The 25,337-nt window shown below is 69.2% G+C and carries 25 protein-coding genes; 12 read left to right on the forward strand and 13 right to left on the reverse strand.

Annotation, left to right across the window (positions count from 1 at the left end):
* Nucleotides 1-159: 159 nt before the first annotated feature.
* The 8 genes from ACH4YL_RS25760 to ychF all read right to left on the reverse strand — a co-directional run bounded on the left by ACH4YL_RS25760 (nt 160) and on the right by ychF (nt 8,946).
* Nucleotides 160-1,503: a DUF6789 family protein gene (locus ACH4YL_RS25760; protein ID WP_398509796.1), complete on the reverse strand. Its 1,344-nt coding sequence runs from the start codon at nt 1,501-1,503 to the stop codon at nt 160-162.
* Nucleotides 1,496-3,130, reverse strand: coding sequence for an NAD(P)/FAD-dependent oxidoreductase (locus ACH4YL_RS25765; RefSeq protein ID WP_398509797.1), 1,635 nt, complete (start codon nt 3,128-3,130; stop codon nt 1,496-1,498). The genes ACH4YL_RS25760 and ACH4YL_RS25765 overlap by 8 nt, the downstream gene beginning before the upstream one ends.
* 293 nt (nt 3,131-3,423) lie before the next feature.
* On the reverse strand, nt 3,424-3,654 hold the full coding sequence (locus ACH4YL_RS25770; protein WP_398509798.1) for an anti-sigma factor family protein: 231 nt from the start codon (nt 3,652-3,654) through the stop codon (nt 3,424-3,426).
* The gene (locus ACH4YL_RS25775; protein WP_398509799.1) at nt 3,641-4,321 is read right to left on the reverse strand and encodes an RNA polymerase sigma factor; all 681 of its coding nucleotides are present in this window, start codon (nt 4,319-4,321) and stop codon (nt 3,641-3,643) included. Before ACH4YL_RS25775 ends, ACH4YL_RS25770 begins: the two co-directional genes overlap by 14 nt.
* A 178-nt stretch (nt 4,322-4,499) precedes the next feature.
* On the reverse strand, nt 4,500-5,609 hold the full coding sequence (locus ACH4YL_RS25780; protein ID WP_398509800.1) for an SPFH domain-containing protein: 1,110 nt from the start codon (nt 5,607-5,609) through the stop codon (nt 4,500-4,502).
* Nucleotides 5,610-5,638: 29 nt separating this feature from the next.
* Nucleotides 5,639-6,076, reverse strand: a complete 438-nt coding sequence (locus ACH4YL_RS25785; protein ID WP_398509801.1) for an NfeD family protein — start codon at nt 6,074-6,076, stop codon at nt 5,639-5,641.
* Between the two features lie 150 nt (nt 6,077-6,226).
* Complete coding sequence (locus tag ACH4YL_RS25790; protein ID WP_398509802.1) at nt 6,227-7,666, reverse strand: ATP-binding protein; 1,440 nt, start codon at nt 7,664-7,666, stop codon at nt 6,227-6,229.
* Between the two features lie 191 nt (nt 7,667-7,857).
* The gene (gene ychF, locus ACH4YL_RS25795) at nt 7,858-8,946 is read right to left on the reverse strand and encodes a redox-regulated ATPase YchF (RefSeq protein ID WP_398509803.1); all 1,089 of its coding nucleotides are present in this window, start codon (nt 8,944-8,946) and stop codon (nt 7,858-7,860) included.
* A 184-nt stretch (nt 8,947-9,130) separates the two neighbouring features.
* Between ychF and ACH4YL_RS25800 the strand changes: the two genes are divergently transcribed.
* Nucleotides 9,131-9,706, forward strand: coding sequence for a DUF6542 domain-containing protein (locus ACH4YL_RS25800; RefSeq protein ID WP_398509804.1), 576 nt, complete (start codon nt 9,131-9,133; stop codon nt 9,704-9,706).
* 26 nt (nt 9,707-9,732) lie between these two features.
* Here the strand turns inward: ACH4YL_RS25800 and ppgK are convergent, their stop codons facing one another.
* Complete coding sequence (gene ppgK / locus ACH4YL_RS25805; protein ID WP_398509805.1) at nt 9,733-10,473, reverse strand: polyphosphate--glucose phosphotransferase; 741 nt, start codon at nt 10,471-10,473, stop codon at nt 9,733-9,735.
* Between the two features lie 59 nt (nt 10,474-10,532).
* Nucleotides 10,533-11,531 carry a 4-hydroxy-3-methylbut-2-enyl diphosphate reductase gene (locus ACH4YL_RS25810; RefSeq protein ID WP_398509806.1) on the reverse strand — a complete coding sequence of 333 codons (999 nt, stop codon included), beginning with the start codon at nt 11,529-11,531 and terminating at the stop codon, nt 10,533-10,535.
* Nucleotides 11,532-11,618: 87 nt separating this feature from the next.
* On the opposite strand from ACH4YL_RS25810, the gene ACH4YL_RS25815 reads away from it, so the two are divergent.
* The 4 genes from ACH4YL_RS25815 (at nt 11,619) to ACH4YL_RS25830 (ending at nt 15,328) form a co-directional block, all read left to right on the forward strand.
* Nucleotides 11,619-12,971 (forward strand): APC family permease, encoded by a 1,353-nt coding sequence (locus tag ACH4YL_RS25815; protein ID WP_398509807.1) that lies wholly within the window; start codon nt 11,619-11,621, stop codon nt 12,969-12,971.
* 93 nt (nt 12,972-13,064) lie between these two features.
* The gene (gene xseA / locus ACH4YL_RS25820; RefSeq protein ID WP_398509808.1) at nt 13,065-14,273 is read left to right on the forward strand and encodes an exodeoxyribonuclease VII large subunit; all 1,209 of its coding nucleotides are present in this window, start codon (nt 13,065-13,067) and stop codon (nt 14,271-14,273) included.
* A gap of 89 nt (nt 14,274-14,362) precedes the next feature.
* Nucleotides 14,363-14,614 (forward strand): exodeoxyribonuclease VII small subunit, encoded by a 252-nt coding sequence (locus ACH4YL_RS25825; RefSeq protein WP_398509809.1) that lies wholly within the window; start codon nt 14,363-14,365, stop codon nt 14,612-14,614.
* A gap of 123 nt (nt 14,615-14,737) precedes the next feature.
* Nucleotides 14,738-15,328 carry a malonic semialdehyde reductase gene (locus ACH4YL_RS25830; RefSeq protein WP_398509810.1) on the forward strand — a complete coding sequence of 197 codons (591 nt, stop codon included), beginning with the start codon at nt 14,738-14,740 and terminating at the stop codon, nt 15,326-15,328.
* Nucleotides 15,329-15,430: 102 nt separating this feature from the next.
* Here the strand turns inward: ACH4YL_RS25830 and ACH4YL_RS25835 are convergent, their stop codons facing one another.
* Nucleotides 15,431-15,946, reverse strand: a complete 516-nt coding sequence (locus ACH4YL_RS25835) for a DUF4245 domain-containing protein (RefSeq protein ID WP_398510006.1) — start codon at nt 15,944-15,946, stop codon at nt 15,431-15,433.
* 132 nt (nt 15,947-16,078) lie between these two features.
* Between ACH4YL_RS25835 and glpX the strand changes: the two genes are divergently transcribed.
* Nucleotides 16,079-17,113: a class II fructose-bisphosphatase gene (gene glpX / locus ACH4YL_RS25840; RefSeq protein ID WP_398509811.1), complete on the forward strand. Its 1,035-nt coding sequence runs from the start codon at nt 16,079-16,081 to the stop codon at nt 17,111-17,113.
* Between the two features lie 228 nt (nt 17,114-17,341).
* On the opposite strand, the gene ACH4YL_RS25845 is transcribed toward glpX, so the two are convergent.
* Together ACH4YL_RS25845 and ACH4YL_RS25850 are read right to left on the reverse strand one after the other, a co-directional pair.
* Nucleotides 17,342-17,692, reverse strand: a complete 351-nt coding sequence (locus ACH4YL_RS25845; RefSeq protein ID WP_398509812.1) for a WhiB family transcriptional regulator — start codon at nt 17,690-17,692, stop codon at nt 17,342-17,344.
* A gap of 151 nt (nt 17,693-17,843) precedes the next feature.
* The gene (locus ACH4YL_RS25850; RefSeq protein WP_398509813.1) at nt 17,844-18,527 is read right to left on the reverse strand and encodes a DUF1707 domain-containing protein; all 684 of its coding nucleotides are present in this window, start codon (nt 18,525-18,527) and stop codon (nt 17,844-17,846) included.
* 179 nt (nt 18,528-18,706) lie between these two features.
* Here ACH4YL_RS25850 and ACH4YL_RS25855 point away from each other — a divergent pair, with 179 nt between their 5' ends.
* The 6 genes from ACH4YL_RS25855 (at nt 18,707) to ACH4YL_RS25880 (ending at nt 25,095) form a co-directional block, all read left to right on the forward strand.
* A complete protein-coding gene (locus tag ACH4YL_RS25855; protein WP_398509814.1) occupies nt 18,707-20,371 on the forward strand; it encodes a fumarate hydratase in 1,665 nt (554 codons plus the stop codon).
* Nucleotides 20,372-20,416: 45 nt separating this feature from the next.
* A complete protein-coding gene (locus tag ACH4YL_RS25860; RefSeq protein ID WP_398509815.1) occupies nt 20,417-21,814 on the forward strand; it encodes a class II fumarate hydratase in 1,398 nt (465 codons plus the stop codon).
* 67 nt (nt 21,815-21,881) lie between these two features.
* Entirely contained in the window at nt 21,882-22,559 is a 678-nt protein-coding gene (locus tag ACH4YL_RS25865) for a DUF402 domain-containing protein (protein ID WP_398509816.1), read from the forward strand.
* Between the two features lie 99 nt (nt 22,560-22,658).
* The gene (locus ACH4YL_RS25870; protein ID WP_398509817.1) at nt 22,659-23,255 is read left to right on the forward strand and encodes a hypothetical protein; all 597 of its coding nucleotides are present in this window, start codon (nt 22,659-22,661) and stop codon (nt 23,253-23,255) included.
* A 109-nt stretch (nt 23,256-23,364) separates the two neighbouring features.
* A complete protein-coding gene (locus tag ACH4YL_RS25875) occupies nt 23,365-24,069 on the forward strand; it encodes a hypothetical protein (RefSeq protein WP_398509818.1) in 705 nt (234 codons plus the stop codon).
* A gap of 339 nt (nt 24,070-24,408) precedes the next feature.
* A complete protein-coding gene (locus tag ACH4YL_RS25880) occupies nt 24,409-25,095 on the forward strand; it encodes a hypothetical protein (RefSeq protein ID WP_398509819.1) in 687 nt (228 codons plus the stop codon).
* Nucleotides 25,096-25,337 lie beyond the last annotated feature (242 nt).

Raw genomic sequence — 25,337 nt, forward strand, 5'->3', positions numbered from 1 at the left:
GTTGCGGGGGGGGGGGGGGGGCCGCGCCGCCGGCGCGCCCCCCCGCCCGCCCCCCCCCCGGGGCCGCCCCCCCCCCCCCCCGCGGGGGGGGGGGCGGCGGCCCCCCCCCCCCCCCCCCCACGGCTTTTCCGATCCTGTCCACCCGGCTGGGGTCAGGCCCTAGGCCACCAGGATGGGAAGGAGCAGGGCCACACAGGTGATCAGACTCCACAGAGCCGGGGCCGCGCTCAACGCCTGTTCGTGACGCGCCGCCGCCCGGACCGCGGTCGCCTCGCTACGGGTCAGGTGCCACGGGCCGATCCGCTCCTCCAGCCGCTGGTACACCAGGCCGAGCACAGCGCCATAGGCGAGGTGGCCGACGAGGGAGGGGAAGGACACGGCCAGCGCGGCCGCACTCCACTGCGGTGCCACGCCGAGCAGCGCGGGAAGCAGCGTCAAGTTGCCGAGGACCCACCAGAGGAAGCCGTAGGACACACCCCAGCCGATCCCCGAGGCCGGGTCGAAGCTGCGACGGCGGAAGAAGACCGCGTAGGTGACGCCCACGACCTGGGAGATCAGCAGGTGGAGGACGAGGCCCACGACCGCGGAGTCCGAGCCGACCAGGGACGCGACGTTCGGCAGGAATCCCACGGCGACCATGACAGCGGTGAAGATCACGCCTCCGGCCAGCCCGGCGATGACGCCGTGCCAGATCGAGATCACCCGTCCACCGGCGAGGCGTCCCTCCAGGGCGTGCCGTACATCATCGGAGAACACCGCCCGCGTCAGACCGTTCAGCCAGCAGATCAGCAGGGCCGCACCGGCACCGAGCAACACATAGCCGGGCAGCTCGGCCACGGCGGTACGCACCGCGGCCGGCGTCCACGCCAGGCCGCGGCCGTCAAGGAGCGGCGAGATCGTCACCGCCGCCAGCACCCACCACACGAAGCCGAAGGCCGTGCCGCGGATCAGGGCGGGGCCGGTGCCCTCGCGGGCGTCGCCGAAGATCACCGCGTGGGAGGCGCCGACCAGCGCACCGACGATGAGCCCGTTCCGGCCGAGGCCCAGTACCGGGGCGACAAGCAGCCCGGCGATCGACGCGCGCACCAGCAGACCGGGCTTGAACTGCCGCTCCCTGCGCGACAGCAGGGCGAGGACGGCGGCCGTGGCCGCTCCGTAGGCCAGGTGGCCGAGCAGACTGGGGATCAGTTCCCTCGCCGTCGCCACGTCCCACGCCACAGGGTCGCCGAGCAGGATCGGCAGCAGCGTCAACGGCCCGAGGAACCACCACAGCACGCCGTACGCGAGTCCCCAGAACAGCAGCTCGTGCTGGCGCGCCATGAGTGCCCCGAAGATGGCCCCGATGGTCGCCGCTATCAGCAGGTGGACGGCGAAGCCCACGACAGTCGACTCGGTTCTGCCGATCGCCGCGACGGTGGGCAGGAACCCGATCCCCACCATCACCGTGCCGAAGACCAGCCCTCCCGCGAGGCCGGCGAGGGCTCCGAATCCAGCGTTACGCATGACGGTCATCCTTGGTCGAGAGGGCGATGTCCCTGGGGAAGACCAGGTCGAGGGTCCAGTCGGCGAGCACGCGCAGCCGTTTCTCCGCACTCGGCAGCTTGCTCAGATAGATCGAGCGCCACAGGACCCAGGCGAGCAGACCGGAGACCCGTCGGCCGCCGATCTCGCCGGCCGCCGTGCGGTGCCCCAGCGAGACCAGCACGCCGAGTCCGCCGAAGCGGAACGGGACGGGACGGCGTCCGCCGAGGACCGCGGCGATGTTCTTGGCCACCGCCTTGCCTTCGCGGATCGCGTGCTGCGCGGTCGGCGGGTAGACCCCGCCCGACGGATCCGGGATCCTCGCGCAGTCGCCCAGCGCCCACAGGCCGGGGGCGCCGGGGACCTGCAGGGTGGGTTCCACAGTGAGCGGCGGCTGCATGACCTGCTGCACCAGCGGGTTCGGCCGGTTGCCCGCCGTCCAGGCCAGCGTGCGGGTGGGGATGGTCTCGCCGGAGTCCAGCGTGATGTCCTCGGCGGTGGCCTTGCCCACCCGCGCGCCGAGGCGGAACTCGATGCCGCGTCCGCCGAGTTTGCGCTGCGCATAGAGGCCGAGCATCGCGGACAGCTCCGGCAGCAGCCGCTCCCCGGCGTGCACGATCACAAATCGGGGCCGCAGCCCGTGCAGCCGCGGATAGAAGTGCAGGACGTCATGCACGAGGTCGAACAGCTCGGCCACCAGCTCCGTCCCGGCGAATCCGCCGCCTGCCACCACGAAGGTCAGCAGCCTGGCCTGCTCGACCGGGTCCGGTTCGAGGTCGGCCCGCTCCAGCGCGCCCAGCACGTGGTTGCGCAGCCTGGTGGCGTCCTCGACGGACTTCAGCGGGAAGGCGTGCTCGCCCACTCCCGGCAGGTCGAAGAAGTGCGGCACCGCGCCGACCGCCAGGACGAGCTGGTCGTACGGCACACGGAGCATCCGCTCCCGGCCCGCTGAGACGTACGCGTTGCGTGTCCGCGGGTCGATCGAGGCCACCCGCCCGTGCAGGAAGGAGGCATGGTTGAGCCCAGCACGCACCGGGGCGCTCACGTGTCTGGCCTCCACCGTGCTCGAGGCGACGCCGACCAACAGCGGGGTGAACAGCAGGAAGTTGGAGTCGCTGATCAGCGTCACGTGGGCGTCGAGCCCGCGGGCGACCCGCCGGTCCAGCTCACGCACGGCCCCCACCCCACCGAAACCACCACCGACGATCACCACATGGGGTTTGGCCCGCTGAGGCGCCGGCCGAGGCGGGCGCCAGACCGAAAGAGCGTGGAAGGTGAGCCCGGCTGTCGCGCCGAACAGAGCGGCGCCGACGAGCTCGGGGAAGCGCGACACGGCCACCGCGATCGTCCATGACGGCTTCTCTCCCTCCAGCGCGGGGGCGATGGTGAGTGTCCACGTCACCCAGTCGAGGAGGCCGATGAGCAGACCGACGGAGAAGGCCGAGCCGTTGCTCTGCCTGTGATCGCCGAAGAGGAGGCCCAGGACGGCTCCGAGCACCACCGTGTGCGCGGCCCATGGCATCCACGACGGATCCGTCACGACGGCGACGATCGCGCCTGCGGGCAGTCCGGCGATGATGCCGAACAAGAGTCTTCTGAGCAGAGTCATGGACGTCTCCGGTAGTCGCATGGCCTCCGCCCAGGGGGACGAGGGCGAAGGCCATGCGAGATCTGGGGGCTCCAGCGCCCGCTGTCACACGTTCAGTGCGGGCACCCCTGCCGAGCGTTACAAGTCCCGTGGAGGGAAAGGCGCCGGCGAGGGCCAGGAACGTCCGGAGACGGTGCGGAGCACACCGATCGGCCCGATGCCGGACCGGCCCGGGCCGGGGAGGCCGGATGGCGGCCCGGCAGGAACCCCATGTGCGTGGGGAGTTGGCCCCAGGTCCTACCGGGTACGGAGGATCACTGCCGCCGCCAGTCCCGGAAAGCGGTGAGCAACTGCTGCCTGGCGACAGGTGAGATGCTGCCCGGAGTCAGCTCACCCGTGGCGGCGATCGTCTGGCGGAATTGATCGAGGTAGCGCTCGCACCCGGAACATTCCGCCAGGTGCTCGATGAAGCGCTGCTCGTCGCCCTCGGGCAGTGCGCCCTCGAGGAAATCGGTCACCAGCTCTACGAAGTCAACGCAGTCCACGCTCGTCCCCTCCCGCCGCGACGTCTTGAGCACCGGACAAGTAGCCCTCCAGCTTACGGCGCACAAAGGCCCTGGCCCGATGGAGGAGGACGCGCTGGTTGCCGGGCGAGATCTCCAGCAAGGAGCACACTTCCTCCGAGCCGTACCCTGCGACATCGCGAAGTGTGATCACCGTGCGGAGGCGGGGCGGGAGTTCGTCGAGCGCCTCCACTATCCTCTCGCGGACTTCGCCGCGCAGCACATGGTCCTCGGGAATGTGCCAGTGCCGCGGTTCCTGCCCGACGGCCCAGTGCCCGGCGTACCACTCGCCGGGGGCGCGGAATCGTGAGGCGTCCACCGTCGGCCCTTCCTCCTCCGGCAGCAGGCTCGCGAAGGGAACGGTCCTGCTCTCCTTTACGCCGCGCGCCTTGGCCGTGTGGACCAGAATCCGGTACACCCAGGTCTTCAGGGATGAACGACCTTCGAAGTCGCTGATCCCCCTGATGACCGCCAGCCATGTGTCCTGGACGGCCTCCTCCGCGGATGCCGTGGTCGACACGAACGACATGGCCAGCCGGAGCATGCCACCCGACCAGGTGTCCAGCACCAGGGCGAACGTCTCCTCGTCACCCTCACGCAACCGCTGGACCAGGACCTCGTCCGGCGGCAGTTCGCGTGCGCCCGCCATTCGTCTCTCTCCTTGCCGACCGTCAACTGGGTGTCAGCCTAGGGCAGCTCAGTGGGCGAGATCTCACGGTGGCACCTTCGGTCACATCCCGGTAAGAACATGCCCAGTCGTGCGGATCGGGCCACGGCGGGCCCGTCGAACTTGTCGCAACGCCTCCCGGGGCCCTCGCCGTCGGCGCTCAATCGCCGGACGTCTGCCCCCGGCCCGGCACCTGCGGCGCCCTCGCGGCCTCGGCCTCGGCCTTCGCGTCGCTCACTACGGCGGCGGCCTGCTTTGCGACCTCATCAGCGGCCGCGGCAGCGTCGAGCGAAAGCGACGAGCCTGCCTCGAGCTCCGGAGCCCCGCCTTCGTCCGACGCACCGTCGGCATCGGTAGTGGTTGCTTCCTCCGGTTGCGCGGATCCGGGAAGACCCATCGCCGACCGATCGCCGAATGCGCTGGTGACGGCGCGGACTGCCTCGGTCAGCTCCCCCGGGATCACCCAGAACGTGTTGTTGTCGCTCTTCGCCAAGTGCGGGAGCGTCTCGAGGTACTTGTAGGCCAGGATCTTCGGGTCGGCATTGTTGCGATGGACGGCCTGGAAGACGCGCTCCACCGCCCTTGCCTCGCCGTCCGCCCGCAGGATCATGGCTTGTTGCGTGCCCTGTGCTTCCAGGATGTCCTTCTGCTTCGTGCCCTCCGCGGTAAGGATCTTGGCCTGCCGCTCACCTTCGGCGTGCAGGATGGCCGCGCGCTTGTCACGCTCGGCCCGCATCTGCTTCTCCATCGCCTCTTTGATGGTGTGCGGTGGATCGATGGCCTTGATCTCGACCCGGTTGACCCGGATTCCCCACTTGCCGGTGGCGTCGTCGAGGACGGTGCGGAGCCGGGTGTTGATCTCCTCACGTGAGGTGAGCGTCTGCTCCAGGTCCATGCTGCCGATGACGTTCCGCAGCGTGGTCACGGTGAGCTGATCGATCGCGTGCAGGTAATCAGCGACCTCGTAGGCCGCCGCCCGCGGGTCGGTGATCTGGTAGTAGAGCACCGTGTCGATGTTCACCACGAGGTTGTCCTCGGTGATCACCGGCTTGGGGTCGGACGAATACACCTGCTCGCGCACGTCGAGTTTGGTGTTGACGCGGTCCGCCACCGGCAGGACGAAGTTCAGGCCGGGTTGCAGCGTCCGCCGATATCGGCCGAACCGCTCGATGTTGTAGCGGCGCGCCTGCGGGACGATGCGCACCGTGGAGGCCACGAGGAAGACAACAACAATCGCCGCCACAAGAATCGGGATGACAACCGGATCCACAATTCCTCCGTTGGGATGTGTTCAGCCGTTCATGGAAGGAGTTCGCGGGGGTAGACGACAGCTGTCACGCCTTCGATCTCCATGACATCCACCAGCGTTCCCACCGGGATCACATGGCTTTCGTCGAAGGCACGGGCGGACCATTCTTCGCCGGATACTTTGATCAGGCCGTGGGTCGCGGTGACCTCCTGCAGGACCTCGGCCCGCTTGCCGATCAGCGCATCGCTGCCCTCACGTATGAGGGGTGCCTGTGCCATATGCCGGAGCGCGACAGGACGGACGATGACGAGGCCCGCTGCCGCTGCCACTGCGAACGCCACGAGCTGGCCGAGAAGGCCGATGCCCACACCAGCGACTACAGCGGCAACCAATGCGGCGCCCGCCAGCAACCCGAAAACCAGCGTCAGGGTGAAAAACTCCGCGACACCAAGCGCCGCGGCGGCGAGCAGCCATACGAACCACGGCATCGAATCAGCCTCCCTGAGGGGACTTAGCCTCCAACCTACCCCCGGCACCGAAACTCGGGCATAACGGACTGATCCGGCCCGGTCTGCGACCAGGACGCCCGGACGGCGGCTCTCGCAAGGTGCGAGTCGGAGCGACCGAAAGCTCCGCGGCTATCGGGGCTGCCACGCCCGTACGAGGTCCTCCGGTCCCCAGTGCGCGGTCAGCGGCAGATCATCGGCCACCCCGCAGCGGGAGACCGCGACCAGCGGAGTGTCCGGGGCGGTACCGGGGACAGCGAGCATGTCGCGTACCAAGGCGTCGTATTCATGACGGCCGAAGGGCTGGGTCTCCAGCCACTTGACCGACCCGACGAAGTGCACCTGCCGGGCCACCGGCTCGCGGTCTCCACCGATGAGGTCGATCTCGGGGTTGTTCTGACGGTTCCACCAACCGCCGATGGCCTCGGTCTCGGGCCACTCGCCATTGGGAATCAGACGCAGCAGGGACTCGCGGATCAGTGGCTCGACCGCTCGCCCGCGCCAAGTGGTCCATGACCGCTCGATGCGTTCCAGTGCCAAGTCGCCGCGGCCACGCTCGATGAGTGGGATCGCGCGTGCCAGGAAGGCCAGCCAGAACCGCAGATACGGGTCGGCGATCCGGTACCGCTTGTTCTTGCTGTCCGGCTTGACGGACAAGGGGAGATCAGCGGCCAGGACTCGCTTGGCCTGCAGCATGGCCAGCAGCGGGGAGAGCGTGCCGGACGGCAGCGCGCTGGCGCCGCCGGCCCGGGCTGCGATCGCGCTGAACGTGCGCTCACCGCTGCCTACCGCTTCCAGTACGGCCCGTGAGTGCGAAGCCTCGGGGAATTCGCCCAGCAGGGACAGCTCGCCGGCCACCAGCAGCGGCGAGAGAGGATTGGCGACCGAAGCCTGCAAGAAGGCCGTACGTCCCATTCCCGGCCGCCATGACTGCACGATCTCGGGGAATCCTCCAGTGATCAACTGGGCGTCGACGGCCCCTGCGGCGTCGAGCTCGGTCATGGCCTGCACGTCGGCCAGGTTCAGTGGGCGGACGGTCATTGTCGCCGCCCGGCCGAAGAACGGGCGCCCGTACGACTGCAGTGCCTCCATCACCGATGTGTCGCTGCCAACCAGCAGCAGGAGCACGGGCTTGGAAGACAGGTGACGGTCCCAGACAGTTTGGAGCGCGCCCTCGAATTCCTGATCCTGCTCGACCAGCCAGGGCACCTCGTCAAGCACCGCGATGCTGGGTGAGTCATCGGGTACTGCGAGCGCCAGCGAGCGCAGGGCCTGGTTCCAGTCCTGCGCCTGGAGGCCGGCGACCAGCTCCGCCCCCGGCAGTGGCGACTGCGCGAGACTCGCGGCAAAGTCGGCGCGCTCCGTCACAGGGTTGCGCCCGCGGGTGGCCTGGAACACCACGTACGGCGCTCCCGAGCGGTCGCAGAACTCCTGGACCAGTCGCGACTTCCCCACTCGGCGCCGGCCCGTCATGATCACAGCCCGCCCCCGAGTGGCTCCAGCCCCCTCTGCCACTGTCCGGTACTGCTCGGCCAGCAGTTCAAGATCTCCGACCCGACCTTGGAACTCCACGACGCACCCCCAGCGGCGATTAACGTAGATAGATTCTTACGTAGATTGAATCTTACTTCACCTCGAGCGCCCTGGTGCATCGAGTGCACCTGGGTCGCCTCCGGGCACAACCAAGGGCCCGACTCCGAAGAGTCGGGCCCCATCTGACCTGCACGTTTACCAGACCGCCGACGTGGTGTTAAGTCACCCGCTCACACGTTGAAGCGGAACTCCACCACGTCCCCGTCCTGCATCACGTACTCCTTGCCCTCCATGCGCGCCTTGCCCTTCGCGCGGGCCTCAGCCACCGAGCCCGTCTCGACCAGGTCCGCGAAGGAGATGACCTCCGCCTTGATGAAGCCCTTCTGGAAGTCGGTGTGGATCACACCTGCCGCCTCCGGAGCCGTCGCGCCCTTCTTGATCGTCCAGGCGCGGGACTCCTTCGGGCCCGCCGTCAGATAGGTCTGGAGGCCCAGGGTCCGGAAGCCGACATGGGCCAGAGTCGCCAGGCCCGGCTCCTCCTGGCCGAACGACTGGAGCAGTTCCAGCGCCTCGTCGTCGTCCAGCTCGGCGAGGTCCTGCTCCAGCTTGGCGTTGAGGAAGATCGCCTCGGCCGGTGCGACCAGCGCGCGCTGCTCGGCCTTGAAGGTGTCGTCCGTCAGCTCGTCCTCGTCGACGTTGAAGACGTACAGGAACGGCTTGGTGGTGAGGAGGTGCAGGTCGTGCAGCAGCTCCGCCTTCTCGCTGCCCTGGACGATGCCGTTCGCGAACAGCGTGTCGCCCGCCTCGAGGATCTGCTGCGCCGCCTCGACCGCCGCCACCTTCGGCGCGATGTCCTTCTTGATCCGCGACTCCTTCTGGAGCCGCGGCAGGACCTTCTCGATCGTCTGGAGGTCGGCGAGGATCAGCTCGGTGTTGATCGTCTCGATGTCGTCCTTCGGCGAGACCTTGCCGTCGACATGCACGACGTTCTCGTCCTTGAAGGCCCGGATGACCTGGCAGATCGCGTCCGACTCCCGGATGTTCGCGAGGAACTTGTTGCCCAGGCCCTCGCCCTCGCTCGCGCCGCGCACGATGCCGGCGATGTCGACGAAGTCCACCGTCGCCGGGAGGATGCGCTGCGAGCCGAAGACCTCCGCCAGCTTGGCCAGTCGGGGGTCGGGCACGCCGACCACACCCACGTTCGGCTCAATGGTGGCGAACGGGTAGTTGGCCGCCAGCACGTCGTTCTTGGTCAGGGCATTGAACAACGTCGACTTGCCGACATTCGGCAGGCCGACGATTCCGATCGTGAGCGACACGTTGGCGACTTCCTGAAGTGAGGACTGGCGTTGGGCGCCCGGCCCAGAGGCGGACCGATCCCCCAGTTTACGGGCGGGCCGGGCCGGGCAGCGACGGCGGCCGTCAGTCGAACTCTTGGCCAAGGTCACCCAAAGGGCGTGTCCCGCGCCTGACTCCTCCCCTCTTGCGACCTACGTTGGTCGAGTGGAGCAGCACAGGACAGGTCACTCACAGCGCCGTCAGCGGCCGCAGGCCCCTCTTTCCCCCCAACGTCCCCTGTCCCCGCAGGGCGCCCTCGCCGACGGCGCCGCCGTGTACCGGGTGGCCGCGCCGCCCGCCCGGGCCGTGCCGCCGGTGGTTCTCGCGCTGCGCAGACTGCCCAGCCCGCGGCTGACCGGCCTCGGCGGCGGACTGTTCTCCGCCGCCGCCATGCTGGCGCTCGGCTCCCTGTGCTGGCTGCTGTTCAACGAGTCCGTCGTGGTGTACGGGGTGCTGTTCCTGCCTGTCAGCGCGCTGACCGCGCTCTGGGTGCGGGAGGCGGACCTGGTCACCGCGCCGATCAGCGTGCCCATCGCGTTCGCCGTCGGGATCGTGCCGATCTCCGGCGGCACGGGCGGCATCGGCGGGCAGGTGATGGCGGTGGTGACCTCGCTCGCCGTGAACGCGGGCTGGCTGTACGGCGGCACACTCGTCGCGGGGCTCATCACCTGCGTACGGAAGGTGCAGATGATGAACCGCCGACGCCGTCCGCGCCCGGGCGGCGGGCCCGCCCGCCGCTAGCGACCGTCCCCGGCGTCGGCTCCGTACTACCGGCCGGCCGACGCCATCGCCGCGCCCACGATCCCCGCGTTGTTCTGCAGCTCCGCCGGGACGATCTCCGCCCTGATTCCCTTGATCAGCGGCACGAACTTGTCCGCCTTACGGCTGACGCCGCCGCCGATGATGAACAGCTCCGGCGAGAACAGCATCTCCACATGCGCCAGATACTTCTGCACCCGGTGCGCCCAGTGGTGCCAGCTCAGCTCCTCGTCGTCCTTGACCTTCGTCGACGCGTGCTTCTCGGCCTCGTGGCCGTGCAGCTCCAGGTGGCCCAGCTCGGTGTTCGGCACCAGGCGGCCGTCGATGAAGACCGCGCTGCCGATGCCCGTACCGAAGGTCAGCAGCATCACCGTGCCCTTGCGGCCGCGGCCCGCGCCGAAGGTGATCTCCGCGATGCCCGCGGCGTCCGCGTCGTTCAGCACGGTGACCGGCACGTTTCCGAGGCGCTCGGCCAGCAGCTTCGCCGCGTCCAGGTCGACCCAGCCCTTGTCGACATTGGCCGCAGTGCGGGTGACGCCGCTCGTCACCACGCCCGGGAAGGTGATGCCGACCGGGCCCGTCCACTCGAAGTGACGCACCACCTCCGCCACCCCGTCGGCCACCGCGTCCGGCGTCGCCGGATGCGGTGTCAGAACTTTGTGGCGCTCCTGCGCCAGGTCGCCGCGCTCAAGGTCCACAGGTGCGCCCTTGATGCCGGATCCGCCGATGTCCACTCCGAACACGTTCATGGACTCAACGTTACGGGCAGCGTCCGACAGTCACTCCCCGGCGGCCGAAGCGGTCGCTCTCAGGAGGCTTCGCCCGACAGCCGCGCCGCCTCCGCGCGCAGGTCCCTGCGGAGCTCCTTCGGCAGCGAGAAGGTGATCGACTCCTCGGCCGTCTTCACGGTCTCCACGTCCGCGTAGCCGCGCTCGGCCAGCCACTCCAGGACGCCGTCCACCAGGACGTCCGGGACGGAGGCCCCGGAGGTGAGGCCGACGGTGGTCACGCCCTCCAGCCAGGCCTCGTCGATCTCGTCGGCGAAGTCCACCAGGTGCGCGACGGGCGCACCCGCGTCCAGGGCGACCTCGACCATGCGGATCGAGTTCGAGGAGTTCTTGGAGCCGACGACGATGACCAGCTCGGCGTCCTCCGCCAGCTTCTTCACCGCGATCTGGCGGTTCTGCGTGGCGTAGCAGATGTCGTCGCTCGGCGGCGAGATCAGCTGCGGGAACTTCTCCTTCAGCTTGTCCACCGTCTCCATCGTCTCGTCGACGGAGAGCGTGGTCTGCGAGAGCCAGACGACCTTCGACTCGTCGCGCACCTCGACGTTGGCCACATCGTCCGGGCCGTCGACCAGCGTGATGTGGTCGGGTGCCTCGCCGGAGGTGCCGATGACCTCCTCGTGGCCCTCGTGGCCGATCAGCAGGATGTCGTAGTCCTCGTTGGCGAACCGGACGGCTTCCTTGTGGACCTTGGTGACCAGCGGGCAGGTCGCGTCGATGGTCGCGAGCCTGCGCTCCGCCGCCTCCTCGTGAACGGTCGGCGCGACGCCGTGCGCGGAGAACATGACGATGGAGCCCTCGGGCACCTCCGCCGTCTCGTCGACGAAGATCGCACCCTTCCTCTCCAGGGTCTGCACGACGTACTTGTTGTGGACGATCTCGTGGCGGACATAGATCGGAGACCCGTACTGCTCCAGGGCCTTCTCAACGGCGATCACGGCACGGTCCACGCCCGCGCAGTAGCCACGGGGAGCGGCGAGGAGGACGCGTCGGGCGGGAGGCGTAGCAGTCATGCCCCCCATCGTAAGGCTCGTAAGGCGGCCCAGAAGAGGCGGGAGATCACCGGCGCGGGCAAGACTGATGCCGGCAGGGGACGGACGGAGGGCGCGATGGCCGCGGCGGCAGCGTCGGAGCAGGACACCGGCAAGGGTGGGCTGCGACGCACGCTCGGCTTCCGCGATCTGGTCGTCTACGGGCTCCTGTTCATCGCGCCGATGGCACCGGTCGGGATCTTCGGCACGCTCGACGCCAAGTCGCACGGGGCCGTCGCACTCGTCTATGTCGTGGCCACCGTCGCCATGGCATTCACCGCATTCAGCTACGCGCAGATGGTGCGGGTCGCGCCGCAGGCCGGCTCGGTCTTCACGTACGCGCGCAAGGGGCTCGGCGACGGGCCCGGATTCATCGCCGGGTGGATGGCGATGCTCGACTATCTGCTGATCCCGGCCGTGGCCTATCTCTTCTCCGGGATCGCGATGGAAGCGCTGGTCCCCGAGGTCGACCGGTGGGTGTGGACCGGGATCGCGGTCGTGGTGACCACGTTGCTGAATCTGTGGGGCGTACGGGCGGCGGCCCGGGTCGGCTTCGCGGTGCTCGCGATGGAGATCGTGGTGCTGCTGATCTTCCTGGTGTCGGCGGTGGTCGTGCTCGTACGGGACGGGGCGGAGCGCGGCTGGCTGTCGCCGCTCACCGGCGACGGAAGCTTTTCGATGACGGCGGTGCTCAGTGCGGTTTCGGTGGCGGTGCTGTCGTATCTCGGCTTCGACGCGATCGCCTCGTTCGCGGAGGAGGCGACGGGGGGTTCGCGGAAGGTCGCGCGGGCGGTGCTGCTCTGTCTGGCGCTGGCGGGCGTGCTGTTCGTGGCGCAGACCTATCTTGTGGCGCTGCTGGAGCCGCTCTCGTCGGCGCAGCTCGCCGACGATCCCGCACGACAGGGCTCGGCCTTCTATGACGCGGTGGACGCCTCCGTCGGCACCTGGCTGCACGATCTGGTCGCGGTGAGCAAGGCGATCGGCGCGGCGTTCGCAGCGCTGGCCGGCCAGGCGGCGGCGGGCCGCCTGCTGTTCGCGATGGCCCGTGACCGGCGGCTGCCGCACGGCCTGTCCCGTACGGACTCGGGCGTCCCGCGGGTCGCGCTGCTGCTGGCGGCGGCGGTGACGATGGTGGCGGCGGTGTGGGCGGCGCGCCGGGACGACGGCCTGGACCACCTGGTGTCGGTGGTCGACATCGGCGCGCTGACGGCGTTCACGCTGCTGCACGCGAGCGTGATCGGCTGGTTCGTGGTCCGCAGGATGGAGGGCCCGCCGGACTGGCTGCGGCACCTGGTGGTGCCGTTGCTGGGCGGGGTGGTGACGATCGCCGTGATCGGGGCGGCTGCGGGCTCGGCACAGGTGGTGGGCGTGATGTGGCTGGGCGTGGGGTTGATCGTGCTGGCGGTGCAGTGGGGGCGGCCGGCGCCGTAGTAGCGGTCCCGGCCGCGGCGGAGCCCCGGCGTACCCCCGAGGCCGCGGCGTCGGCGCGGTGGATTGTCGGAGGCGGCCGATACTCTCGCCCGTATGGCTCTCAACACGTCCGCCGAAGCCCCCCTCCCCGTCGGCGAGGTGTCGCGGCTCATCGGGGGGTGGATCGACCGGCTCGGGGCCGTGTGGGTGGAGGGGCAGATCACCCAGCTGTCGCGGCGTCCGGGGGCCGGGGTGGTCTTCATGACCCTGCGCGATCCCTCGTACGACATCTCCGTGAGCGTCACCTGCTTCCGGCAGGTCTTCGACGCCGTCGCCGAGGTGGTGGCGGAGGGCGCGCGGGTCGTCGTGCACGCCAAGCCCGAGTGGTACGCGCCGCGTGGGCAGTTGTCGTTGCGGGCCGTGGAGATAAGGCCGGTCGGTATCGGTGAACTGCTGGCCCGGCTGGAGCAGTTGAAGCGGACGCTGGGCGCGGAGGGGCTGTTCGCGCTCGAGCGCAAGAAGCCGCTGCCGTTTCTGCCGCACCGGGTGGGGCTGGTGTGCGGCCGGGCGTCGGCGGCCGAGCGCGATGTGCTGGAGAACGCGCGCCGACGCTGGCCCGCGGTCCAGTTCGAGGTGCGCAATGTGGCCGTGCAGGGCGTGCACGCCGTCGCGCAGGTCGTCCAGGCCGTCAAGGATCTGGACGAGCACGCGCATGTGGACGTGATCATCGTGGCGCGCGGCGGCGGCAGCGTGGAGGATCTGCTGCCGTTCTCGGACGAGCAGCTGGTGCGCGCGGTCGCCGAGTGCCGTACGCCGGTGGTGTCCGCGATCGGGCACGAGCCGGACTCGCCGCTGCTGGACCTGGTCGCCGACCTGCGCGCGTCGACGCCGACGGACGCGGCGAAGAAGGTCGTGCCGGACGTCGGCGAGGAGCTGGACCGCGTACGTCAGCTCAGGGACCGCTCGCTGCGCTCGGTCCGGGCGATGCTCGACCGGGAGGAGCGCGGCCTGGCGCATGCGCTGGCGCGGCCGGCGATGGAGCAGCCGCACCGGATGGTGGACGAGCGCGAGGCGGAGGTCGAGGCGCTGATCGCGCGCAGCCGGCGGGTGCTGGGCCATCTGCTGGACCGCGCGGACTCGGAGCTCGCGCACACCCGCGCGCGGGTGGTCTCGCTGTCGCCGGCGGCCACGCTGGAGCGGGGTTACGCGGTGCTGCAGCGGGCGGACGGCGCGGTCGTCCGGTCTCCGGAGGACGTGTCGGCGGGCGAGGAGCTGCGGGCGCGCGTCTCGGAGGGCGAGTTCGAGGTGCGGGTCGCGGACTGAGCACGACGCCCGCCGCCGCGGCCTTGAGCGCTTCCGCCGCTCGCGAGCGGTGAGCCTCGTTGTCGTACCTCACGCATAGGGTGGATCGCATGGCTGCCAAGACGGAAGAGACGGCGCTCGGCTACGAGCAGGCCCGGGACGAGCTGATCGAGGTCGTACGCCGCCTGGAGGCCGGCGGCACCACGCTCGAGGAGTCGCTGGCCCTGTGGGAGCGCGGCGAGGAGCTGGCCAAGGTCTGCCGCCACTGGCTGGAGGGCGCCCGAGCTCGCCTGGACGCGGCTCTGGCGGGCCCGGACGACGAGACCGACCCGGCCACGGCCGCCGGGCCGGCCGAAGACTGAGCAGGTCAGAGACCCTTTGAATGTGAGTCAGGTCACGATCGGCATGTAGTTGAAATTTAACGTACCCGGGCGTGGTTACCCCGTGCGTAACCACCAGCCGCACCCCCCGGAAGGTACGCCCGCATGACTCTCGTCCTTGACTCCGCCGCCCAGGACCTCCTTTTCCGTGAGGCCCGCACCGCCAACACGTTCGCCGACGAGCCGGTGACCGAGGAGCAGGTCCAGGCGATTTACGACCTCGTCAAGTACGGCCCGACCGCCTTCAACCAGAGCCCGCTGCGGCTGGTCCTCGTCCGCTCCGAGGAGGCCCGCGAGCGCCTGGTGACGCACATGGCGGAGGGCAACCGGCCCAAGACCGCCACCGCGCCGCTGGTCGCGATCCTCGCCGCCGACAACGAGTTCCACGAGGAGCTCCCGGAGCTCTTCCCGGCCTTCCCGCAGGCCAAGGACGCGTTCTTCGCCGAGCGCCCGGTCCGCGAGCAGGCCGCCGGCTTCAACGCCGCACTGCAGGCCGCGTACTTCATCGTCGGCGTCCGCGCCGCGGGTCTGGCCGCCGGACCGATGACCGGCTTCGACTTCGCGGGCGTCCAGAAGGAGTTCCTCGACGGCGACCACACGCCGCTGATGATCGTCAACATCGGCAAGCCGGGCGACGACGCGTGGTTCCCCCGTTCGCCGCGCCTCGCGTACGACGACGTCGTGACCACCGTCTGACGTACGGGACGTAAGAAGGCCGCCGCACCCTGCCGAGGGTGCGGCGGCCTTTCTCGTACGTCAGGACTCGTATGTGAGGACTCGTACGCAGCGACTCGTATGTCAGGACTTCTTCGTCTGCAGCGCCGCCGCCATCTCAGCCAGCCGCTCCGGCGACGCCGTCCCGGTCACCACCGTCGTCGAGCCCTTGTCCACGCGCACCAGGGCGTCGTACTTCGCACCCTCCCAGCGCTGCCAGGTCTCGCCGTTCACCTGCTGCGTCTGCGCCGTCTTCGCCGCCTGCTGGCTGACCTTCGGGATGTACTTCGCCGCGGGCTCGGTCGACTGCTCGATCGCGACGTACTCGCCGTCCGGGTCGAGGAACCCGAGGTGCCAGGCGTTCTGCTCGCCGCGGTGGTACGAGACCGACGTCGGCTTCCACTCCTTCGCCAGGCCCTCGGGGGCTGCCACCGGATACGGCGCGGCCCGTCGTGCCGTCAGCAACTCGACCCGGTAGTCGACCGCCTTGACCGGGTCCGCCTTCTCGTTGTGCGGAATGAACATGTAGATCACTGCGACGACGGCGCCGATCACCGCCATCGACAGCACCATGTCCCGCACCGTCTGTCTGCCTCGCATACCTGCCACGCCCCCATGTTCGCATTACGGGTGCGTGCTCAAACGTGGCCCCCTCTGCTCAATTTGTCGACGTACCGATAGAGTCGCAGCACCCTCTTTTCCGGCCGTCGTCGTACAGAAAGGTGCGCTCCGATGACCGAGCACAACAACTTGCCGTCCCAGCTCGAGGTCTCTCCCGAAGCTCCCGACCGCAACCTCGCCCTGGAGCTCGTCAGGGTCACCGAGGCCGCCGCGATGGCGGCCGGCCGCTGGGTCGGCCGCGGCGACAAGAACGGCGCGGACGGCGCGGCCGTCAAGGCCATGCGCACCCTCGTCTCCACCGTCTCGATGAACGGCATCGTCGTCATCGGCGAGGGCGAGAAGGACGAAGCGCCCATGCTGTACAACGGCGAGCGCATCGGCGACGGCACCGGCGCCGAGTGCGACATCGCCGTCGACCCGATCGACGGCACCACGCTCACCGCCAAGGGCATGCCGAACGCCATCGCGGTGCTCGCCGCCGCCGACCGCGGCACGATGTTCGACCCGTCCGCCGTCTTCTACATGGACAAACTGGTCACCGGCCCCGAGGCGGCCGACTTCGTCGACATCAACGCCCCGGCCTCGGTCAACATCCGCCGGGTCGCCAAGGCGAAGAACTCCGCGCCCGAGGACGTCACCGTCGTCATCCTCGACCGGCCTCGCCACGAGGGCATGGTCAAGGAGATCCGCGAGACCGGCGCCCGGATCAAGTTCATCTCCGACGGCGACGTCGCCGGCGCGATCATGGCGGTGCGCGAAGGCACGGGCGTGGACATGCTGATGGGCGTCGGCGGTACGCCCGAGGGCATCATCACCGCCTGTGCGATCAAGTGCCTCGGCGGCACGATCCAGGGCAAGCTCTGGCCGAAGGACGAAGCGGAGCGGCAGCGGGCGATCGACGCGGGTCACGACCTGGACCGGGTGCTGTTCATGGACGACCTGGTCAGCGGCGACAACGTGTTCTTCGTCGCGACCGGCATCACGGACGGCGAGCTGCTGCGCGGTGTGCGGTACCGCGCGGAGACGGCGACGACGCAGTCCCTGGTGATGCGGTCGAAGTCCGGCACGATCCGCCAGATCGACTCGACGCACCGTCTGTCGAAGCTGCGCGCATACAGCGCGATCGACTTCGACCGCGCGAAGTAAGCGGATCGCACTTGGCGAGTGAGCCGAAGGGGCGCGCGGGTGTCGAAAGGGAGGCTGGCATCGATGTGCGGCTACCGCCGCGCGGGCGGAGGTCCCGAGGAACGAGGGATCGAGCACGATCGACCGTCGGCACCCGCTAAAAGCGCCCCGGAGGCGAACCGAGCCACAAAAACGACGGGGGCGCCCCATGTGCGGTGGGGCGCCCTCTCCCGTTGCTCCGCCTGTGTGTCAGGCCGCCGACTGCTTCTTGACCTCGACGTCGCGCCGCCTGCGCCGCGCCAGCACCACACGGCGCTCGGCGGCCGTCAGCCCGCCCCACACTCCGTACGGCTCCGGCTGGAGCAGCGCATGCTCCCGGCATTCGACCATCACCGGACAGCGCGCGCAGACCCGCTTCGCGGCCTCCTCACGTGACAGCCGCGCGGCCGTCGGCTCCTTCGACGGTGCGAAGAACAGCCCGGCCTCGTCCCTGCGGCACACCGCCTCCGCATGCCAGGGTCCGTCCTGATCTTCCCGGGCAGGAATTTGCTGCGGCACGGGGGCGGCCACCTGCAAGGACTGGTACGGCAGTTGCAGCACGGTCTACTCCTGACGACGGCTTCGCGAGCGAGAGACGATGCAGCACTCCCTACCCGCTGTGCGCACTCCTATTCACTGAGTGGCACTGAGTTCCGACGTACGGAAAGCCGGGCGGGCGCCCGCGGCCGGAAAGCGCTCCGGGGCGCAGTCGTCAGTGCAGGTATTTGCGCAGGCGGCCATGCAGGTCGGAGACCCGCCGGCCTCTTTTCGGCCTGGCTTCTACATTGCCGAAAACCGTGTACCCGTTGACGACGACGACCGGCGCCTCGGGATCGGCCCCCTCCAGCGTCAGCACCTCGAAGTTGCCGAAGATCCCGGTGCCGCTGCCGCGCAGCGAAATGTTCTCCGGGACCCGGACTTCGATATTGCCGAAGATGGCCGTCGCGTTGATGGTGGTCAGCCGCTGCTCGAAGAGCGCCTCGGTGAGGTCGATCTCGATATTGCCGAAGAGCGAGAAGGCGTTGGTGCGGCGGCCCACCCGCCAGCGGCCCTTGCGCGTACTGCTGGAGAAGACGGCGACCAGATTCTCGGCGGGACCGGCCGGCTCCTCGGGCCCGTAGGCGTACGAGCCGGTCTCGGTGCGCCTGCGGGTCGCGGGCAGGTCCTGGACGATCGGCTCGAGTTCGCCGACGGTCTTGGCGCGGTAGACGGCGTCGATCCGCTCCGAGTGCTCCTCGGCGTCCAGCCGGCCGTCCGCGAGTGCATCCCGCAGGATGTCGGCGATCCGGTCGCGGTCGGCGTCGGAGGCGCGGATGGCGGAGGGCTCGGCAGGGATGTCGGGCTTGGGGGTGTGCCCGTGCCCGGAGGGCGCTGGTTGGTTCTTGTCGAGGTCCACACAGCCAGGGTAGCGAAACGCGATAGATCGCGACTAGGGGTTCGGGCCTCGGGCGCGCCCCTGCCGCACTCCCCCGCCCCCTCCTAGTGAGCCTTACCTCACAAGCTCCCGCCGCAGCACGCGCCTTACGCTGGAGGTCGCGTCGATGTCGCCGTCTGCCGAGTAAGGAATGGCCCGTAATGCCAGAGTTTGTGTACTCCGATCTGCTCCCGCTGGGAGAGGACACCACGCCCTACCGGCTGGTGACCGCCGAGGGAGTCTCCACCTTCGAGGCCGACGGACGTACGTTCCTCAAGGTCGAGCCGGAGGCGCTGCGCAAGCTCGCCGCCGAGGCCATGCACGACATCTCGCACTACCTGCGGCCCGCCCACCTCGCGCAGCTGCGCCGGATCGTGGACGACCCGGAGGCCTCCTCCAACGACAAGTTCGTCGCGCTCGACCTGCTGAAGAACGCGAACATCGCGGCCGCCGGCGTTCTCCCCATGTGCCAGGACACCGGAACCGCCATCGTGATGGGCAAGCGCGGCCAGCACGTCCTGACCCAGGGCGGCGACGAGGAAGCCCTCTCCCGCGGCATCTACGACGCGTACACCAAGCTCAATCTGCGCTACTCGCAGATGGCCCCGCTCACCATGTGGGAGGAGAAGAACACCGGCTCGAACCTGCCCGCGCAGATCGAGCTGTACGCGACCGACGGAGGCGCGTACAAGTTCCTCTTCATGGCCAAGGGCGGCGGCTCCGCCAACAAGTCGTTCCTCTACCAGGAGACGAAGGCGGTCCTGAACGAGGCCTCCATGATGAAGTTCCTGGAGGAGAAGATCCGTTCGCTCGGCACAGCCGCCTGTCCGCCGTACCACCTCGCGATCGTCGTCGGCGGCACGAGCGCCGAGTTCGCGCTGAAGACGGCCAAGTACGCCTCCGCGCACTATCTCGACGAGCTGCCCGCCGAGGGCTCGCCCACCGGACACGGCTTCCGTGACAAGGAGCTCGAGGAGAAGGTCTTCGAGCTGACCCAGAAGATCGGCATCGGCGCGCAGTTCGGCGGCAAGTACTTCTGCCACGACGTCCGCGTGGTCCGGCTGCCGCGGCACGGCGCGTCGCTGCCCGTCGCGATCGCCGTCTCCTGCTCGGCCGACCGGCAGGCCACCGCGAAGATCACCGCCGAGGGCGTCTTCCTGGAGCAGCTGGAGACCGACCCGGCGCGCTTCCTGCCGGAGACGACCGACCAGCACCTGGACGAGAGCGACGTCGTACGCATCGACCTCAACCGGCCGATGGACGACGTGCTCGCCGAGCTGACCAAGTACCCGGTCAAGACCCGCCTTTCGCTGACCGGCCCGCTGGTCGTGGCGCGCGACATCGCGCACGCCAAGATCAAGGAGCGGCTGGACGCGGGCGAGGAGATGCCGCAGTACCTGAAGGACCACCCGGTCTACTACGCGGGCCCGGCCAAGACGCCCGAGGGTTACGCGTCCGGTTCCTTCGGCCCGACGACGGCCGGCCGGATGGACTCGTACGTCGAGCAGTTCCAGGCCGCCGGCGGCTCCAAGGTCATGCTGGCCAAGGGCAACCGCTCGAAGCAGGTCACGGACGCGTGCGGCACGCACGGCGGCTTCTACCTCGGTTCGATCGGCGGCCCGGCGGCGCGTCTCGCGCAGGACTGCATCAAGAAGGTCGAGGTCGTCGAGTACGAGGAGCTCGGCATGGAAGCGGTCTGGAGGATCGAGGTGGAGGACTTCCCGGCGTTCATCGTGGTGGACGACAAGGGCAACGACTTCTTCACGGAGCCCGCGCCCGCGCCGACGTTCACCTCGATTCCGGTGCGCGGCCCCGGACTGGCGTAACTCGACGGATCAGCCCCTACGACACCGACGACCGAGGTGTGACACATGGCCGACGACGCGAGCGAGTACCGCATCGAGCACGACTCCATGGGCGAGGTGCGGGTCCCCGCACACGCCAAGTGGCGGGCCCAGACCCAGCGGGCCGTGGAGAACTTCCCGGTCTCCGGCCAGCGCCTGGAGCGCGCCCACATCGAGGCCCTGGCCCGGATCAAGGCAGCCGCCGCGCAGGTCAACGCCGAACTGGGCGTGCTCGACAAGGACATCGCGGGCGCCATCGCGGACGCGGCGGGCGAGGTCGCGGAGGGCCGCTGGGACGAGCACTTCCCGGTGGACGTCTTCCAGACCGGCTCCGGCACCTCCTCCAACATGAACGCCAACGAGGTGCTCGCGACCCTCGCCACCGAGCGGCTGGGCCGCGAGGTGCACCCCAACGACCATGTGAACGCCTCGCAGTCGTCGAACGACGTCTTCCCGTCCTCCATCCACATCGCCGCGACGGCGGCCGTGACGGGCGATCTGATCCCGGCGCTGGAGCATCTGGCGGCCTCGCTGGAGCGCAAGTCCGCCGAGTTCGCGGATGTCGTGAAGTCCGGACGTACGCACCTGATGGACGCGACGCCCGTGACGATGGGCCAGGAGTTCGGCGGCTACACGGCGCAGATCCGGTACGGCGTCGAGCGGCTGCGCGCCTCCCTTCCCCGCCTCGCCGAACTGCCGCTCGGCGGCACCGCGGTGGGCACCGGCATCAACACCCCGCCCGGCTTCTCGGCCGCGGTCATCGCCGAGGTCGCCCGCGCGACCGGGCTGCCGCTGACCGAGGCCCGCGACCACTTCGAGGCGCAGGGCGCACGGGACGGCCTGGTGGAGACTTCCGGCCAACTTCGTACGATCGCGGTCTCGCTCACCAAGATCGCCAACGATCTGCGCTGGATGGCCAGCGGCCCGCGCACCGGACTCGCCGAGATCAGCCTCCCCGACCTCCAGCCGGGCTCCTCGATCATGCCGGGCAAGGTCAACCCGGTCATCCCGGAGGCCGTGCTGATGGTGGCGGCCCAGGTGACCGGCAACGACACCACGGTGGCGGTGGCCGGCGCGGCCGGGAACTTCGAGCTCAATGTGATGCTGCCGGTGATGGCCAAGAACCTGCTGGAGTCGGTCCGGCTGCTGGCGAACGCGTCCCGGCTGCTGGCGGACCGCACGGTCGACGGGATCACCGCCAACGCCGAGCGGGCCAGGGAGTACGCGGAGTCGTCGCCGTCCGTCGTCACTCCGCTGAACAAGTACATCGGGTACGAGGAGGCCGCGAAGGTCGCCAAGAAATCGCTCGCCGAACGGAAGACGATCCGGGAGGTCGTACTCGAGTCCGGCTATGTGGAGCGTGGAGCGCTGACCCTGGAACAGCTCGACGAGGCGCTTGACGTGCTGCGTATGACGCGCCCCTGACGGCACGCGCCGCGCTCTCGTGACCTGGATCGCAGCGGGCGGGGGCGGTCATCCGTAAGATCTGCTCATGACAGGCACGGAACGCAATGCACGCTGGACGCCCGGTGACCACATCCTGTGGCGCTACCGCGACCATGCCCCGGACCCGGCGGGCCCGGGCGTGCACATCTGCCGGCCTGTGACCGTCGTGCAGGACAGCGACGAGATCCTCGCGGTGTGGATGGCGCCGGGCACGGAATGCGTGAAGCCGGTCCTGACGAACGGCACCCCGGTCCACCAGGAACCGCTCGCCACGCGCTACACGGCCCCGCGCACCACGACCCGCGGCCGCTGGTTCGGCACAGGCGTCCTCAAACTGGCCCGCCCGGGCGAGCCGTGGTCGGTCTGGCTGTTCTGGGAGTCCGGCTGGCGCTTCAAGAACTGGTACGTCAACCTCGAGGAACCGCGCATCCGATGGGCGGGGGGCATCGACTCCGAGGACCACTTTCTCGATATCTCGGTCTTTCCCGACCGCAGTTGGCTCTGGCGCGACGAGGACGAATTCGACCAGGCCCAGCGCGTGGGCCTGATGGGCCCGGAGAAGGCCGAGCGGGTCCGGGCGGCGGGCCGGGCGGCGGTGGAGGTCATCCAGGCCTGGGGCGCGCCGTTCTCCGACGGCTGGGAACACTGGCGCCCGGACCCGTCGTGGCGCACTCCGGAGCTGCCTGCGGACTGGGACCGCACGCCGGTTCCGCTGGCGTCCTGAGCGGATCGCCGACGACAACTCGGCGTGAGGATTCGGAAACATGCCGGAAACCATGCGTTGCTAGCTTCGCCGACCATTCGGCATACGGGGAGTACTGCTGTGACGTGGGACGAGTGGGAGCAGCTGAAGGCCGATACGGCCGGACAGAACACCACACAGATGCGGCTCAACCAGCTCGACGACGGAAACGGCGGCAGAGGCGGACCGGGCACCGGCCCCGCCGGCGAGACCCACGGAGACCTGCAGGTCAGCCAGAAATCGCTGGCCGCCATCGGGGACGAGGCCTACAAGCTCTTCGACCGGCTGGAGCGGGACGGCAAACACGCCAAGACCACCAGCACCTCGGCCGCGACGGTCATGGTTGACGCGCGGGTCGAGCGTGACAAGATGATTGCCGGTCTGGCCACCGGCGGGATGTTCTCACTCATGCCCTCTCCGGCGTCGGGCGTCGCGGCAACCGTGGTGCCCATCGTCTCCGACGGGGTCGAAGGAGTCACCGGCGGCCTCATCGAGGCGAACCTGGACAAGTACGCGGAGTCGCCGCACCGGGACAACGCCGGGACCACACCGAGGCCAAGGACGTGTTCGAGCGGGGCAACAGCGCGTCCTGGCAGCCCGCTTACTCGCTGCTGGATCGCGCGAGCGATTCGTCGGACTGGCCGCCCGACAAATACCGCCGTCTGCAAGAGACGCTGATGCAGGCTCAGCACGTCGGCTACACCAGGGGAGCGGAAACGAGGAGAACCTCGGCCAGCTGCCCACGCCGTCCTAGCTAGGTGGTTCGCATGCCCTTCTCCGTGCTCCGGTGCCGGCGATCGCTGCCCATCGTCGTGCTGGCGGCGGCACTCGTGGTGAGCGGCTGCTCCGGCTCATCGGGCAGTCCGCAGAAGTCGCCGTCTCCCTCGCAGCAGTCGCGCCGTCCGCCACCGAGATCTGTGGCGGGGTGCTGGATGCCGGGGCGAGCGCTGCCCTGGAGGAGCTGACTGCTTCACAGAGCTTCAGCGAGGACGACAGGGTGGGTGGCGAGCAGATCGTTCCTGTCGCCGCAGCCGCGACCGCGCTGAAGTCGGGACCCAAGACGCGTTCCTATCTATGCGCCGGGAAGGCGAGCGACAGCCACACAACCGGGAACTTCCAGATCTCCGCGCGCTGGGAGCAGTCCAAGCCGGGCGATCAGAGGTGGGCGAGCGACGATCACTGGTCAGCCTTCGACGTCGCGGGAGCGGGGAGGAAGACGGCTGAGTTCCCGTACGCGAGTGCTTCCGCCAAGTCCGGCGTGCTGGAGTTCACCTGCCCTGTCGGCCCTGGGAAGCAGAACGGAATGCTGCTCTCTGTCGACATGATGAGTTTCCTGCTGGCCCAAAGCGACACCGAGGGCAAAGCGCCCGAACTACTCGTCCGCGTCATGCACCCCATCGCCAAGAGCCTCGCCCAGCAGATGGGCTGCCTGACTGTGAGTCAACTGCCCACTACCCTGGGCGAGCCGACCCCCCTCCCCCCTGTGAAGTGACTGACTCCGGTCCAAGAACACGCTCCGGCGCATACGACCTCGCGAGACTCTTGATGCGCCCCCCTGTGGGCAATCGTAGGATCGTCGTCCGCAAAGCTGCGCCAGAGCAGCAACCATTGAGCGCAGCGCACGACCTGACCGTAAGTCATCTCGAGTCACTACTAGGGGGTGGAGCTGTGCCGATAGCGCAGCACCGCCTCTCGAGGCGATTGCATCGCACACCCGGCCCGAACGGAACCCAGCGGCAAGAGAACGTCGGCGCCCTGCCGACCCCTTCGTGAGGCGGTTCGGATGACATCCGCGGTACGCGGGCACGCCCTCTCCTCGGTCCTGCTGGCGATGGTGCTGGCAGTCAGCGGCTGCTCCGGCTCTACCGAGGAGCCGGACGGTGCGGCCTCGTCGACGCAGCCACAGGCGCGGCCCCCCTCCGAGATCTGCGGCGGAGTTCTTGGCGCCTCCGGCGCCGCCGCACTCGCCAAGGTGAGGGGTTCAGAGCTGTTCGACGACGTCGACCGCGACGGCATGAGGGAGCTTCCGCTTCCACAGGCTGCTGAGTCACTGCGTACCGAGGCGGCGCCCAACGCTGGGAACGGCAAGAGCACTTACCTCTGCCTGGCGCGGACGCGTGACCAGTTCGCCGTGGGCAGCTTCGACATCTCGGCCAAGTGGCGGCGGCTGAAACCCGGAGACGAGGAACGGGCCAGCAGCAAGACACGGTCCGCCTACGATCTCGCCGAGAAGACCGGTCAGTCCCGCTTCGTTCCCTATGCCAGCGCTTCGGCTGCGTCGGGCACCGTGATGTTCTCCTGCCCGGTGGCGGCCGGGCGCGAAGAAGGCGTCGTACTGGCCGTCGACATGATGAGCTTCACGCTGGCGCGGAGCAACACCGTGGGCAAAGCGCCCGAACTACTCGTCCGCGTCATGCACCCCATCGCCAAGAGCCTCGCCCAGCAGATGGGCTGCCTGACTGAGAGTCAAATGCCCACTACCCTGGGCGAGCTGACCCCTCTCCCCCCTGTGAAGTGACTGACTCCGGTCCAAGAACACGCTCCGGCGCATACGACCTCGTGAGACTCTTGATGCGCCCCCCGGGGGCAAACGTAGGATCGTCGTCCGCAAGGCTGCGCCAGAGCAGCAACCATTGAGCGCAGCGCACGACCTGACCGTAAGTCATCTCGAGTCACTACTAGGGGGTGGAGCTGTGCCGGACGCCTGCCACCTGGTCGACGCCGACCGCAGAGCGGTTGTTTCGCCTGCGGGTCCGGGGG

This window comes from Streptomyces sp. NPDC020681 (assembly GCF_044334895.1).
Classification (GTDB): Bacteria; Actinomycetota; Actinomycetes; order Streptomycetales; family Streptomycetaceae; genus Streptomyces.

Excerpts from the sequence above, each read along its gene's own strand:
- xseA (WP_398509808.1), top strand. The coding sequence starts at position 13,065 with ATGGCTCTCAACACGTCCGCCGAAGCCCCCCTCCCCGTCGGCGAGGTG.
- ACH4YL_RS25855 (WP_398509814.1), top strand. The coding sequence starts at position 18,707 with ATGCCAGAGTTTGTGTACTCCGATCTGCTCCCGCTGGGAGAGGACACC.
- ACH4YL_RS25760 (WP_398509796.1), bottom strand. The coding sequence starts at position 1,503 with ATGCGTAACGCTGGATTCGGAGCCCTCGCCGGCCTCGCGGGAGGGCTG.
- ACH4YL_RS25825 (WP_398509809.1), top strand. The coding sequence starts at position 14,363 with ATGGCTGCCAAGACGGAAGAGACGGCGCTCGGCTACGAGCAGGCCCGG.
- ACH4YL_RS25830 (WP_398509810.1), top strand. The coding sequence starts at position 14,738 with ATGACTCTCGTCCTTGACTCCGCCGCCCAGGACCTCCTTTTCCGTGAG.
- ACH4YL_RS25775 (WP_398509799.1), bottom strand. The coding sequence starts at position 4,321 with ATGGCGGGCGCACGCGAACTGCCGCCGGACGAGGTCCTGGTCCAGCGG.
- ACH4YL_RS25815 (WP_398509807.1), top strand. The coding sequence starts at position 11,619 with ATGGCCGCGGCGGCAGCGTCGGAGCAGGACACCGGCAAGGGTGGGCTG.
- glpX (WP_398509811.1), top strand. The coding sequence starts at position 16,079 with ATGACCGAGCACAACAACTTGCCGTCCCAGCTCGAGGTCTCTCCCGAA.
- ACH4YL_RS25865 (WP_398509816.1), top strand. The coding sequence starts at position 21,882 with ATGACAGGCACGGAACGCAATGCACGCTGGACGCCCGGTGACCACATC.
- ACH4YL_RS25880 (WP_398509819.1), top strand. The coding sequence starts at position 24,409 with ATGGTGCTGGCAGTCAGCGGCTGCTCCGGCTCTACCGAGGAGCCGGAC.
- ACH4YL_RS25835 (WP_398510006.1), bottom strand. The coding sequence starts at position 15,946 with ATGCGAGGCAGACAGACGGTGCGGGACATGGTGCTGTCGATGGCGGTG.
- ACH4YL_RS25785 (WP_398509801.1), bottom strand. The coding sequence starts at position 6,076 with ATGCCGTGGTTCGTATGGCTGCTCGCCGCCGCGGCGCTTGGTGTCGCG.
- ACH4YL_RS25765 (WP_398509797.1), bottom strand. The coding sequence starts at position 3,130 with ATGACTCTGCTCAGAAGACTCTTGTTCGGCATCATCGCCGGACTGCCC.
- ppgK (WP_398509805.1), bottom strand. The coding sequence starts at position 10,473 with ATGAACGTGTTCGGAGTGGACATCGGCGGATCCGGCATCAAGGGCGCA.
- ACH4YL_RS25810 (WP_398509806.1), bottom strand. The coding sequence starts at position 11,531 with ATGGGGGGCATGACTGCTACGCCTCCCGCCCGACGCGTCCTCCTCGCC.
- ACH4YL_RS25860 (WP_398509815.1), top strand. The coding sequence starts at position 20,417 with ATGGCCGACGACGCGAGCGAGTACCGCATCGAGCACGACTCCATGGGC.